The 14,201-nt window shown below is 38.1% G+C and carries 8 protein-coding genes; 1 reads left to right on the plus strand and 7 read right to left on the minus strand.

Going from position 1 to position 14,201, the window contains the following annotated elements; all coding sequences use genetic code 11:
• Positions 1–2 precede the first annotated feature (2 nt).
• Positions 3–1,544 carry a glycine--tRNA ligase gene (locus Q0486_RS03570; RefSeq protein ID WP_299230325.1) on the minus strand — a complete coding sequence of 514 codons (1,542 nt, stop codon included), beginning with the start codon at positions 1,542–1,544 and terminating at the stop codon, positions 3–5.
• Positions 1,545–1,762: 218 nt separating this feature from the next.
• Here Q0486_RS03570 and Q0486_RS03575 point away from each other — a divergent pair, with 218 nt between their 5' ends.
• The gene (locus tag Q0486_RS03575; RefSeq protein ID WP_299230326.1) at positions 1,763–3,133 is read left to right on the plus strand and encodes an MATE family efflux transporter; all 1,371 of its coding nucleotides are present in this window, start codon (positions 1,763–1,765) and stop codon (positions 3,131–3,133) included.
• 22 nt (positions 3,134–3,155) lie between these two features.
• On the opposite strand, the gene Q0486_RS03580 is transcribed toward Q0486_RS03575, so the two are convergent.
• The 6 genes from Q0486_RS03580 to Q0486_RS03605 all read right to left on the minus strand — a co-directional run bounded on the left by Q0486_RS03580 (position 3,156) and on the right by Q0486_RS03605 (position 14,118).
• Positions 3,156–4,292, minus strand: a complete 1,137-nt coding sequence (locus Q0486_RS03580) for a Gfo/Idh/MocA family oxidoreductase (protein ID WP_299230327.1) — start codon at positions 4,290–4,292, stop codon at positions 3,156–3,158.
• 17 nt (positions 4,293–4,309) lie between these two features.
• Complete coding sequence (locus Q0486_RS03585) at positions 4,310–6,406, minus strand: polysaccharide lyase 8 family protein (RefSeq protein ID WP_299230328.1); 2,097 nt, start codon at positions 6,404–6,406, stop codon at positions 4,310–4,312.
• Positions 6,403–8,571, minus strand: a complete 2,169-nt coding sequence (locus tag Q0486_RS03590; protein WP_299230329.1) for a polysaccharide lyase family 8 super-sandwich domain-containing protein — start codon at positions 8,569–8,571, stop codon at positions 6,403–6,405. The genes Q0486_RS03585 and Q0486_RS03590 overlap by 4 nt, the downstream gene beginning before the upstream one ends.
• 24 nt (positions 8,572–8,595) lie before the next feature.
• Positions 8,596–10,068: an arylsulfatase gene (locus Q0486_RS03595; protein ID WP_299230391.1), complete on the minus strand. Its 1,473-nt coding sequence runs from the start codon at positions 10,066–10,068 to the stop codon at positions 8,596–8,598.
• A 119-nt stretch (positions 10,069–10,187) separates the two neighbouring features.
• A complete protein-coding gene (locus Q0486_RS03600; RefSeq protein WP_299230330.1) occupies positions 10,188–12,566 on the minus strand; it encodes a glycoside hydrolase family 95 protein in 2,379 nt (792 codons plus the stop codon).
• A 109-nt stretch (positions 12,567–12,675) separates the two neighbouring features.
• Entirely contained in the window at positions 12,676–14,118 is a 1,443-nt protein-coding gene (locus Q0486_RS03605) for an alpha-L-fucosidase (protein WP_299230331.1), read from the minus strand.
• Positions 14,119–14,201: the final 83 nt, after the last annotated feature.

The raw sequence follows: 14,201 nt of genomic DNA on the forward strand, positions 1-14,201 counted from the left end.
AATTATTGTATAGTTTTCAATAAGCTTGTGATACTTACCTTATCAGCAATGATATTGTTAAGTTCTGATATAGCCACACGTTCCTGCTGCATTGTATCACGGTTACGCAATGTTACGCAGTTGTCTTCCAAAGTCTGGTGGTCGATTGTGATACAGTATGGAGTACCGATTGCATCCTGACGACGGTAACGCTTACCGATACTGTCTTTCTCGTCATACTGACAGTTGAAGTGGAACTTAAGGTCGTTCATGATTTCGCGTGCTTTTTCAGGCAGACCGTCTTTCTTAACCAACGGCATGATAGCTAGTTTCACAGGAGCTAAAGCAGCAGGTAATTTAAGAACAACACGAGTTTCGCCGTTTTCAAGCTTTTCTTCACAATATGAAGCACTCATGATGCTGAGGAACATACGGTCAACACCGATTGATGTCTCGATAACATACGGAGTGTAGCTTTCGTTGATTTCAGGATCGAAGTACTTGATGCTCTTACCTGAATATTTTTCGTGCTGGCTCAAGTCGAAGTTAGTACGGCTATGGATACCTTCAACTTCCTTGAATCCGAATGGCATTAGGAATTCGATATCTGTAGCGGCATTAGCGTAGTGAGCCAGTTTTTCGTGGTCATGGAAACGATAATGATCATCACCGAAGCCGAGAGCTTTATGCCATTTCAGACGGATTTCTTTCCAAGTTTTGAACCATTCAAGTTCTGTTCCTGGTTTAACGAAGAACTGCATTTCCATCTGTTCGAACTCACGCATACGGAAAATAAACTGACGTGCAACGATTTCGTTACGGAAAGCCTTACCAATCTGTGCGATACCGAAAGGAACTTTCATACGACCGGTTTTCTGTACATTCAGATAGTTCACGAAGATACCCTGTGCAGTCTCAGGACGAAGATATACTTTCATTGCGCCATCGGCTGTAGAACCCATTTCTGTAGTAAACATAAGGTTAAACTGACGCACCTCTGTCCAGTTCTTAGTACCTGAAATAGGGCATACAATTTCCTCATCAAGTATAATCTGACGCAATTCGTTCAAGTCATTAGCATTCATAGCCTTAGCGTAACGTTCATGCAATGCGTCAAGTTTAGCCTGATGTTCAAGGACACGTGCGTTAGTGCTACGGAACTGAGCTTCATCAAAAGCATCGCCGAATTTCTTTGCAGCCTTGGCTACTTCCTTGTTAATCTTATCTTCATATTTGGCTATCTGTTCTTCTATCAAAACGTCTGCACGGTAACGTTTCTTTGAATCACGGTTATCAATCAATGGATCATTGAAAGCGTCAACGTGTCCTGAAGCTTTCCAAATAGTAGGATGCATAAAAATAGCAGAGTCTATACCTACAATATTTTCGTGCAGAAGCACCATGCTCTGCCACCAATACTGCTTGATATTATTTTTCAGTTCCACACCCATCTGACCGTAATCATATACAGCTCCTAGTCCATCGTATATATCACTTGAAGGGAATACAAAACCATACTCTTTACAGTGAGAAACCAATTTCTTGAAAACGTCTTCCTGTGCCATTGTTCTAACTTATTTTATATTTTTCTAATTGTTTTAATTACTATTGGGCACAAAGATACGCAAATATGAAGAAAAATGAACTAATAGTATATTAATTTATCTTATGAATATGGACGAAATGGCTCATTAATAGGAAGAAAAACAAAAAAAACATCTATTTTTGTAAGACTTTTCACAATTGCGAAGCATAATCCAGACGCAAAAAAAATTACAGTTTTATGAAAGCAACAGCACAAGACAAACATAAGATGATGACCACAGCACCTATTCCGGGACTGATAACCTCACTGGCTATACCGACCATAATAAGTATGCTGGTTACATCATTCTATGTAATGGCTGATACATATTTCGTAGGACAAATCAACACACAGTCGACGGCAGCTGTAGGAATATCATTTTCCGTAATGGCGATAATCCAGGCCTTCGGTTTCTTCTTCGGACATGGTTCCGGCAATTACATTTCGCGAAAACTTGGCGCCAAGGACTATGACAATGCCGAAAAGATGGCATCGACAGGATTTTTCTACGCATTCACATTCGGACTGCTGATAGCCGTCATAGGAAATATCTTTCTTACTCCGATATGTCTGATGCTCGGTTCCACAGAAACCATACTGCCATACGCGGAAAACTATCTGGGAATAATTCTGCTGGGAGCGCCTTTCATGGCCTCATCGCTGGTGCTCAACAATCAGATGCGTTTTCAGGGAAATGCCGTTTACGCCATGATAGGTATTATAATAGGCGCGATAATCAACATCGGGCTTGACCCTCTGCTTATATTCGTATTCGATATGGGTGTTGCAGGAGCCGCGCTTTCCACCGTAATAAGCCAGATATGCAGTTTCATGGTCCTTATGTACATGGACAGCAAGGGAACAAACATCAAAATAAAGTTCAGGAATTTCACACCCTCGTTCAATTATCTTAAAGAAATAACATACGGCGGTATACCGTCGCTCAGCCGTCAGGGACTTGTAAGTCTTTCCACTATCATGCTTAATGTGGCTGCAGGCAACTATGGCGATGCCGCAATAGCCGGGATGTCAATAGTGACAAGAATATGCATGTTCATAAACTCGTTTGTAATAGGATTCGGACAGGGATTCCAACCTGTTTGCGGATTCAACTATGGTGCAGGACTATACAGACGTGTACGCGAAGGATTCTATTTTTGTGTGAAAACGGGTGTAATATTCCTTGCTGTATGTTCAATAATAGGATATATATTTGCCCCTGAAATAGTGTCATGGTTCCGTAAGGACGATCCTTTGGTAATTGAAATCGGAGCCAGAGCGCTTCGTTGGCAACTGATAACTCTTCCAATTGGCACATGGGTAATACTATGCAACATGATGCTACAGACAATAAGAGTGCCGGGAAGAGCTCTTATCCTTTCGTCGGCCCGACAAGGACTTTTCTTCATACCTCTTATAATCATTCTGCCAGGCATATTCGGTCTGCAGGGTGTAGAAATGTGTCAGGCTGTGTCGGATTTCTGTTCTTTCCTTCTGGCATTTCCGCTTACAGTACCTGTACTTAAAAAATTAAGAAAAGACAATATGAATCAGACAATGCTATTATAAGCCTGAATCAATGTTTCGGAAGCTACAGTGTTATTATACGTCCCTCTGCAATAGACGTTTTTGATAAAGGAGTTACAGATGTCCACAGAGCCAAATCACTAATGTTTATCGGATATATTTCTTCCCCTTCCATATCACCTGCCAACAATTTCAACATTATATAATCCATACCCTTGTGGTGCTCGTCTATACTTATAGCATCTTTCCCCCATTTCTTCCACGATTCATGTTCGAAGCTGTCAATATATTTGCTGTCGTCTTCCCATGTCTCGTACGGAGATACATTTTCTATATATATCTTTCTGGATTCACCTCGCCATATTCCCTTGCTTCCCTGAATCTCTATATCCATGCTTCGCGGTCTTGGCAAGGTTGTGTCGTGTGTCAATGTCACGAGAGTTCCTTTCTCCGTAATCATCTGTGTCACAATCACGTCTCCCATAGTTATCTTCTTATCATTATTTCCTCCACAATGATTTATATATTCATTTATACCGTATGCGGCAGAAGCAAATGAAACCAGTTTCACAATTTTATCAGTCCTTCCTATCCCAGAAAATAAACATATAGGCGCCAATCCATGTGTAGGATATATATCTCCGTTCTCTTCCAGATAGAACTTACTTCTCCAGGCTGCATCGGCACCTGAATCAACTCCTATTTCTCCTCTTTCATTAATGAGTATTTTCCTTATGTCATGTCTATAGCCTCCTTTCACGGCGACTATGTCTCCCAGTATACCGGAATTGATAAGGTTAAGCATGGACAAATGCTCACGCATGAATATGGTATTTTCAAGAGGATATATATTCCTTCCTCTATCACGGGCAGCCTCTATCAATGGCTTATATTCATCGAGATACAACCCACCTTTTATTTCCAAAGCAACATGGCAACCATTCAAAACCGCAAACATAGCCTGTTCCACATGATATTGCCATGGAGAGGCTATAATAACAAGTTCGGGAGAACATTGCAATATCATATTCCTGTAATCATCCTTACCATTCGAATAAGAACGGTAATTCATCTTGATATCTTCACCCAGATATGGGTCAGAAACAGATACCACTTCAAAATCATCTATAGAAGACAAAAGCTCCAACAGTCTTTTTCCTCTATATCCCAGACCTATTATACAGGTTTTAATGGCTGCCATATTATTTTGTTATATAATCAATTTAATACAAATGCTTTGGTTGCACCGGCAAAGATAGGATTTTCATCTGGAGTAAATACTATCTTATGCTTTTCTTTTCCATTCTTGCCTTTAGAAACAGAGATGTTTATTACTTCACATTTCTGTCCAGGATCAGCAACGTGTATCACAGGATTATTTCCTTTAATGCCTTTCAGTAATATGGCACACGGTTTGTCAGTCTCTACTGTAACATTTTTGCCTAAGAACACTCCTGCCTTATAGAATACGATTCCTATGACATCCAGTTTTTTATGGCAAACAGCCTGAACATCCGAGGTGTTTTCAATAATCTCTACATTTCCCTTATTGATATATTTCTTTATCTCTTTGGCATCATTCATTCCCGGAGCAACAATGTACGCATACGAAGCATTCTTAGGCTTAAGACCATGGTCGAAACCTATTGTGAATATATCTTTCTCAATCACATTTTTATCGTTTATGCTATTGTTTATCTCATACCATGTACCACTCTGCTTGTCTGTAAGAGTAAATACATTTCCTCCATTAGGGAAGATGTATCCAATATTATCGTGTATAATCCATTTCGTATTCTCACCCGCATTACCTTCAATAAGGCTTTCACGAGACAACAACGACTGATTTACAGTAGTGAAAACCTTCTCAGGCGCTTCGGAGTTTATACCAGCCCCAAGACATACGACTTCGTCATCAAAAAAGAACCAAGCCTTATTGGCAGAAGTTTTAATGTCTTTATAATCGTCGCTATAAGAATAAGTTGTGACACCATAAATAGAATCAGACACACCTCCGGCAAATGTAGAAGTTCCCAATTGTTGCCAATCACTTTTAGCCTTTGGTATTTCCTTGAATTGTGGTGCCGTAACGCCCGGTATACGTGCCCAATTCCAAACAGGGAATATACCATCATATTCATCACCACGCATTACAATGTTTGTACATCCGTCCGACATGAAATATGTTTTCAGGTTTTCACCGTTTCCATATTCGCATCTACCTGTACGACTAGATACCATACGAACATCGAATGTATACTCAGGACGTACATGAAGAGTATAGTCTCCTCTGAAATAGTGTGTATGGAATGGTTTCAAAGCATAATCAGCAGGTTTTTTCTCTGTCAACCTGTCTATTATCTGCTGGAATTCTTCCGCATTTTCAGGATCTAATGTCTTCATACGTTCGGCAAACAAAGCTGTATGCGATTTATCAGGAACTCCGGGACGGCTAACACTTCTACCCATCACATCGAACAACATAAATTTACCGCGAATTGAAGGATAATATGTCTCCCTCATAAATTTACTGATAAGCTGTACTTTCTCTTTCGGAATGGCAAAACGGGTTCCGTGTGCATACATGGCAACCTGTGTTACCCCCTTCAAGATTTCATCACCATATCCGCCAATATACAGTTGCTGGCCATGCTGGAAATTGCTGTTATCATACTGAAAGCCTTCCTTTGTGGTATAGACTATAGGATTGTATACATTTTCCATAGCAAAATCCAAACTCTCTGCATCTTCTTTCAAGCATGAACGATATATCCAGTGCAATGCAATATCAGTACGGTTTGCACCTGTCCATTTTGCAGGATTTCCACCGTCTGTCTTGATTCTTTCGAGTATTTTATCCTCAAGTTCAGCCGGAATTTTCTTTTCACCAATACGCATCTGTATAAGCAACACACCAAGCAACTGAGGTTCGGCTATCTGGTTATACCACCAGTTGTGACACCAAGGATTGCGTTCATGCCAGTATTCCAATCCCTTGACTATCTTATTATACAGCTCCTCATTCTTATAGTATTTATTCTCGCTGTTAGTGTAGGCAAAAGCAAAGTTATACAATCTGTCAATGTGCACAAGCGGAGGCCAATGTGTTCTTTGGATGCTTGCATAATCGACATCCGTGAATTTGCCTTCAGAAGGATCGTAAGTTTTCAAATCCTCATCAATAGACGGATTTATCTTGAAATCCTGTCTTATCTTCTGCATGAACATCTCAAATTCGTTAGTCTGGGCAGATATATTTTCTATACCAAAAGCCAGAACTAACATACAAAACAACAATCTTAGAATTTTCTTCATAATGATGTAAATTTATTGGTTAATTTAATACTAGTACCACTATATTTTCCTTTTGGCAAATTGCCTGTAAATTCTTTACCATTTGCATATACCGTAGCTTTTTCCAAGGCCTGAGTAGGATCTGAATACATTATATCAACATCGTTTCCCTGTAACGAAACTTTATATAGACCCGCAGTTCTGAAGTCTAAATTTATATCTGAATTAATATTTAAAGTAACAGGTTGTGATACAGAAGCCCAACATATACCTTTATTTTTCAGATATACTGCCTGAATACATGAATTGTTTTCAAGTATAGCAATATCAGATGTATTCAATTCTTTCAAAGAGCGGTAATCTGTATTTGGTACTATAGCATAACAATAAGTTGCATCAGCCGGTGCCTTTCCATGATTAATATATATGGAAAATATCTCGCCGGAAATCTGCTTGTCTTTGCTATACATATTCATTATATCATGCCAGCTACCACTCGCAAATCTTCTTTCAATAGTACAATCATCAACATTATTCCATAATATATATCCGGTGTTATCATGCAAAATTCTGACACTCTCAGATGAGTTCGTGCCGGCATGGCCCTGATTTACAATTTTTCTGATACCACCCTTTGCCCAACACTGTTCAACAGAAGTCGTTACATTCAGTGCTGAATCAGACTCTATTCCCGAGCCAAGACAAATAATCATAGAATCTTCAAAAATCCAAGTTTTGCGAGCCTTCAGACCATCTCTCTTAAGTTGCATGGTGCTTATTCCACATACGCCATCGCTTAATCCACCTACAAATGCTTCATCATTTCCAGGTTTATAGGAATTTCTCAGCACAGGCATATCTGCACTTTCGTCATAACATGTTATTCCAGGCAATTTTCTCCAATCCCATAATGGGAAGATATCCAAATACTCATCTCCATTCTTGTACAGATACATTGCCCCATCTGCCATATAATAGCCTTTCATATTATCACCGTTCATACACTCAGCTCCTGTCACCCTAGTCGAAGCCATTTTGAGCGAAGTCATCCAGTCTTTCCTCCTGCATATAGAATAATCCGACTGCCAAAAATGATACATTCCGGTGAAACTGTTTCTCTTACTGAAACAGTTATTTATAAACCTTTCAGATACATTCCTACAATCTTTGTCATCACCGCCAAGTTTTGATGCCGCAATGGCCATACTGAGTGCCTTATGTACGGGGGCAGAAACAAACAATTGTCTACCCAAAGCATTTATATCCATTCCGCCATTCCATATAATCCACTGATATCCTTTTTCAATCAATGAAGATATAATGTCAAGCTGTTCTTTTGTAAATGCCATGGATGTTCCAGACAACATACCAGAAAGCAGACTCATGGTATAGACGTAGGCCAAACCATAGTTACCGAATTGTTGCTGGCTTCCATGCTGATGAAAACACCAGTCATCCTTTATTCCTTCTTTCTTACCGGTGGTTATTTCGGACACAATACTGTTTCTGGCTTCACTGATAAGTTTATCATCGCCGGCCAGTACTCCTCTCATCATAACATTTGCAGAAAGCCATACCTTGTTCTGACCCGTCATACCTATCTTTGAATTTTCCATCACGGCTATGGCTTTCTTTATTTCAGTATCAGACATCCTATCCATAAACAGAATAAATGCCGTACCTAATGTTCGTGGTACACCAATCTCATTATACCACCAGTTAGAGCATCTCAATCCGGAGTCAAACCAATAATTCATGGCATTATGTACAGCAATCTCCAATTTATCCGAACCATAATAAAAAGACTCCTTACTCAGATATGCTATCACCATTTCCAATATTCGCTCCACATGCCGACTAGGCTCCCAACCGGAACGGTTACCATTCTTATAGTCGATATCTCTCCATGAGCCATTTGCATTTAAGGTCTGCAAATATTCTGTTATTCTCTCAGATGATGTAGGGACCAGTTGCTGCAATTCTACTACAACTCTGTCGGACACATCATATCCCGGCTGATTCTTTATTAGGGACTCTTTAAGTGTATTGTCAGAGAAATCGTTTTCAACATAAATTTTGTTGAAGTTTCTACGTATAGTATTTATGTCGTTGCCGTTCTGTGAATATACTGTTGTACTTAATACCAATAAAATCAGCAGTAAAACATACTTAGTAATGATTTTCATAACTTTTCATTGTTATATTAGTACTCAGATTCCGGTATCAACAGGGTTTTCGTCCGGGAACAATGGACTATAAAGAACAGTTCTCTTTAATATCTGAAGCTCTCCATCTTTTACAAATTCATCACCTCTTTCAGACAAATGCTCAATCATAGCCTTTCTTAGTTCCTTATAGACCTTATTATATCGCTTGTCATGAATCACATTATGATTCTCCTGCGGATCTTTCTTCAAATCAAAAAGTTCCTCTTCACCTGTTGAGAAACGCCATACGTATTTAATCTTTCCATCCGTCAATGCACACCAATAATTATCCTTGCTGTAGCATGTAGCATGTTCCAAATCAATATACTTACGCCATTTGTTTTCATTACCGTTCAAAAGATATGTCAATGGAAGACCATCCATATCTTCAGGAACTTTGGTTCCGGCAACATCGAGGAATGTAGGAAGCAAATCTCTTAATTCTACAGGACTGTCAATATGTTGTCCTTTTGCAAAATTATACGAAGATGGCCATTTTACAATGAATGGAATATGCGTAGAGCCTTCGTATGGGTAAGTTTTCCGCCAATGATGATGATCGCCCAACATATCTCCATGGTCGGAAACATAACATATTATTGAATTCTCATACATACCTTCATCCTTAAGAGCATCTATAATCTTACCTATTTCTTCATCGATAAATGTTACATTTGCATAATAATGTCTTCTGGATTCTTTGGCATATTCTATTCCAAAGTTACCGTAAGGAGCATCCGGTGCTGCATCTTTCGGATTTGTAAGTTTGGCATAATCCCTTTCTTTACACCATTCGGAAATAAATGGTGCTTCAACATCTTTTCCTTCATACATTTCGGCAAAACGTTTTGGCGGATCATACGGACTATGCGGACGTGCAAAAGAAACTTTCAGGAACAATGGCTTATTAGTTCCATTTTTATGGTTCCTAATCATTTCGCATGCCATTTTTCCGGTCCATGCAGTAGGATGCAATTCTTCAGCAAGCTTATAGACACCGGAACCATGATCATTCCAGCCGATACCGGTAGAATCAGGATTTATTCCAGGAGCCTGCATCTGCAGCCACAATCTATAGTCGCTGATAAAATCTTCACTCTCTACCCTGCCACTCTCATCGACCAGAGTTCCGTGAAAGCCATGTAAAGCTTTCTGAGGGAACCAGTGCATTTTTCCGATACCAAAAGTGAAATAACCGTTTTCCTTTAACATGGCAGGCATTTCATATTTATATTTACTTCCAACACGTCCATATCCCAACATTCCATGATGCCAAGGCGACATTCCTGTAAGAAGCCCTGCCCTGGCCGGAGTACTTGACGGAGCAGAAGTATATCCACTAGTAAAAAGAGTTCCATCCTCAGCCAAACCGTCCAAATTAGGCGTATTAATAAAATCATTACCCATACAATGCATAGCATCACCTCTGTGTTGGTCAGAAATAATCAATATAATATTAGGTTTTTCCTGAGACATAATGCTATTCGGGAAAAGCAAAGAACAACAAACTGCACTTAATGCAGGTTTTAAGATTTTGGTTTCCATGGTACATATAGAGTTTTTTAAAATTAATATTCACAAAAGATGACGCAAATTTAAAACTTTATATAATAAGTCATATCCTTTTTAGTTTTGAATTCTATAAGATCACTGTCTATAATCTTAAACCTTACGGTTTTCCCTTTAGCGTCTGTTATTTTTGCATTACACAAACCTTCATATCTTACCCTACATAACTCTCCTTTATTCGATAAAATTGCGATTTCTTTGGCATAACCGTTTTCCCAATTTACTGATACCTGAAAATTACCACGTGCCATAAGTCCGCTATAGCTACCAGTAGACCAATCGTCTGGAAGAGCCGGCAATGGTTCAATATAGCCTTCATGACTTTGTAGAAGCATTTCAGCCACACCGGCTGTAGCTCCCAGATTTGCATCAATCTGAAAAGGAGGATGTGTTCCCCACAAATTTTCAGCAACCCCTTTCAACAGTATATTTTTATATAACTGATAAGCTTTATTACCATTTTTGGCTCTGGCCCACAAATTCTGACGATGTGCCATTGCCCAACCAGTTGATTTGTCTCCACGATTATTCAAAGTAACTATGGCAGCATTCATCCATTCGGGAGTATTGCTGTTTATTACCGTACCTGGATACATTGCACACAATTGGGATATATGTCTATGTGTATATTCACCTATTTCTCCATATTTATTTTCTTCCCTAAATTCCTTAATCTGTCCTGAGGCTCCTATCTTTATAGCATCCAGCTTATCAATTTGTTTTCTCACTGTTTTCAGGAAAGGGTCTTTTATGTCCAATATCTCAGCAGCCTTTAACAAATCCTGATAAGTCTCAAGAATCATACTTTGATCAAATATACATCCTTTTGCACGATAATATTGTTTGTTATGCCTTTGTTCTGGTGAAAAAGATGGATCTACCAATAATGTTCCGTCCTGTTGTTCCTTTAATGTTTTGGACAAAAATTTACTCATTCCAAGTAAAGCCGGATAAACATGCTCCTTCAACAGTACTTTATCACGTGTAAAATCGTAATAATCCCAAAACAATTTTGCAGTAAAACCTCCTGTTCCAGGACCTGAATGTCCACCGGGAGCTTCAATTTCAAAAGCTGTAGCTCCTGTTCCTATTGTCCAACCATTTTCTTCATCTATAGGATCAAGTGCTTCCGGATTATTACGAGTGATATAATCCACAGCTTTTTTGACAGCTGATTTCCGGAAAGCCTCATTATACATCATATATGGGATAAATAACTCACGCAAATTTGTATTAAAAGCAGGCCAATAATTCATTTGAACATTTACGTTGTGCCAATATCCACCGGACCATGGAGAAAAATCATATTGTGTCCATGCCCCCTGTAAATTTGAAGGTAGTGATCCGGTTCTTGACGATGAAATAAGCAAATATCTGCCATATTGGAATAATAGTTCCTCTAAATATAAATCAGATTTACCAGAACGATACTGAGACAATAATATGTCAGTAGGGATATCAGGAACCTTATCTGTCAATTGTATATCAGCCCTATTGAAAAAATATTGATAATCAACAATATGTTCTTTACGTAAAAAATCATATCCTTTGTCACATGCAGATTGGATTCGTTTGTTAAGTAAAGAATGAGGATGAGGATTACCTTTGAATTTTTCTTTGTTAGGACGCAAGAAAACACTATCATTCAATTTGTATGATGTAGCAGCAGCAATGTATAGAACCACACTATCAGCATTTACAACTTCTATCTGCCCATTATTTTTGTTATCTGTTTTACATTTAATTTCACCATTGTAATTGACTACCTTTATCTGCGATTCATAATCCAAATCATAATATTGTATTTTTCCAGACATTGTAATTAATCCAGGCGAAGCTATCACACTTCCACTTCGTCCATTCTGTTCTTTGTCAAATGGTTTCAGATATGGAATTCTTGGACGTAAAGTGAAAGATATCATTCCTGGCTTGTCTGCTTTAAATTTTACAGCAATGATTTGACTCGGATAATTTGCAAAATATTCACGTGTATATTCTACTCCTTCATGTTGATAATTAACTGTAGATATAGCCTCATTCAAATTCAAAATTCTCTTATAGTTCTTACTATAATTATGGTTTATATCAATATAGATTTCAGCAAAATTTGTGAAACCACCGAAATTATAAGGACCTCTATTACCTAAAGTCTTTTCAGACAACTGTATACGTTCTGTATCAGTACGTCCAAATATACAAGCACCCATAGCACCATTGCCTATGGGAAGGGACCATTTTTCCCAATCTTCATCAAAAGGATATCCTCTCGATATAATATGAGTGTAATCACCTCCTCTGTTAAAAGCAGGACTATTATACCACAATGAATATTCTTTATTTATATTACCAGCTTGTGAAGTAATATTTAATATTAGAAATAAAAATAAAAAAGTTATTCTAGCCATAATATAATCAAAATATTGGGCCCATCTCGAAAAGTTTTTATGATGAAATCAAAAAATACTGTTTTTCAGAAATGAGCCCAATTGTCAATATTCGTTATTTTGCAATAAGTTATGTCAGTGCATCAATATATTTATCTGATTTTCCTGTTTTCAAATCAATATTTAATTTGATAACAAAAGGACCTTTCGGCACATCTAAAGGCATATCAATATTATATTCATTACGTGCTATCTCCTCAGCTTTGACATCTTTTCCTTTAATAACAGACGCATTTATAATTTTTACTCCGTCAGGTACCTTAACATTCAGCTTTCCTGAATATGGCACATTAAAAACTACCATATAAACATTATCATCTTTTTTTGTATAGTATCCCCAGTCTTTCTTTTCCCAACCGGCATAATCACATCCGTAAATAGACTCACCATATTTGTTCATCCAATTACCTATAACTTCAGCTATTTCTTTTTCCTCAATCCTGAAGTCTCCATTTGCTTGTGGTCCAAAATTCACGACCATATTTCCTCCCATTGATACAGCATGTACAATACGCTGTAACACCTCGTATGGCGTCTTTACATAGCTTATTGACCAGTCTTTATGATACCCCCACTGATTTTCAGGTATTGTCATACATGCTTCCCAGTCCCATTTGGTAACTCTAAGATCTTTTATAGGATCCGGCAATCTACGTTCGTATGCTGATTCATAATCTCCCATCAAATGTCCATTACTGTCAAAATGTCTTTTTCCAAAATCATCAGCTCTTAATCTGCTGTTAATTGTAACTCCTGGGATCATCTCTTTCAGCATTTTTTCTACATGAGCTGTCCACCAACCATTCTTCTTCATACTTGCATCCCAAGTTCCATCGAACCAAAAATCTTTTACGGACGGATAATTCGTAGCAAGCTCCTTTAACTGATTATCAGTAAACTCAAGAAAACGTTTGAAAGCTTCTTCGTCCTCTTTAGATTTAATATCATACCTATAGTCAGGATGACTCCAATCCAACACTGAAAAATAAAAATGTACATCAATACCTTCATCATTATAAGCCTTCACCAATTCCCCTAAAATATCTCTCTTATAAGGAGTATTAGCTACTGTATGTTCGGTGTATTTACTTGGCCACAAGCAGAAACCTTCATGATGTTTTGTCGTAATTTTCACATATTTGGCTCCCATTTTCTTAGCCATTTTTGCCCATTTTCTAGCATCAAAATCTGTAGGATTCCATTTTTCCTTTAGTTTCAACCATTCATCAGTTGGAACTTTTGCCCAAGCTTTAAGCCACTCTGCAGCGCCATTATAGATTTTCCCATTCCATTCTCCACCTGGTATCGCATAAAGTCCCCAATGAATAAATATACCCAAGCGGTTATCTCTGAATCTTTGCATAGCTGCATCCTGACGTTTTCCTAACCTGTCTGCACCATACTTTAAGGTTATTTCCTGATCCGCTGGTAACAATTTAGTTTCTTTCTGCCCATACATATATGTCGGTAATATGGACAATAATATTAATATATTAATAAGATATCGTTTCATAATTATATTTTACATTTAATTGATAAAAAGGAGTTGCCAAAGAAAGCATTAGGCAACTCCTTATCGTACTACTCAAAGAGTTC

This window comes from uncultured Bacteroides sp., from assembly GCF_937912035.1.
Classification (GTDB): Bacteria; Bacteroidota; Bacteroidia; order Bacteroidales; family Bacteroidaceae; genus Phocaeicola.

Coding starts and splice junctions, on each gene's coding strand:
- Q0486_RS03570 (WP_299230325.1), bottom strand. CDS start 1,544: ATGGCACAGGAAGACGTTTTCAAGAAATTGGTTTCTCACTGTAAAGAG.
- Q0486_RS03575 (WP_299230326.1), top strand. CDS start 1,763: ATGAAAGCAACAGCACAAGACAAACATAAGATGATGACCACAGCACCT.
- Q0486_RS03580 (WP_299230327.1), bottom strand. CDS start 4,292: ATGGCAGCCATTAAAACCTGTATAATAGGTCTGGGATATAGAGGAAAA.
- Q0486_RS03585 (WP_299230328.1), bottom strand. CDS start 6,406: ATGAAGAAAATTCTAAGATTGTTGTTTTGTATGTTAGTTCTGGCTTTT.
- Q0486_RS03590 (WP_299230329.1), bottom strand. CDS start 8,571: ATGAAAATCATTACTAAGTATGTTTTACTGCTGATTTTATTGGTATTA.
- Q0486_RS03595 (WP_299230391.1), bottom strand. CDS start 10,068: ATGTCTCAGGAAAAACCTAATATTATATTGATTATTTCTGACCAACAC.
- Q0486_RS03600 (WP_299230330.1), bottom strand. CDS start 12,566: ATGGCTAGAATAACTTTTTTATTTTTATTTCTAATATTAAATATTACT.
- Q0486_RS03605 (WP_299230331.1), bottom strand. CDS start 14,118: ATGAAACGATATCTTATTAATATATTAATATTATTGTCCATATTACCG.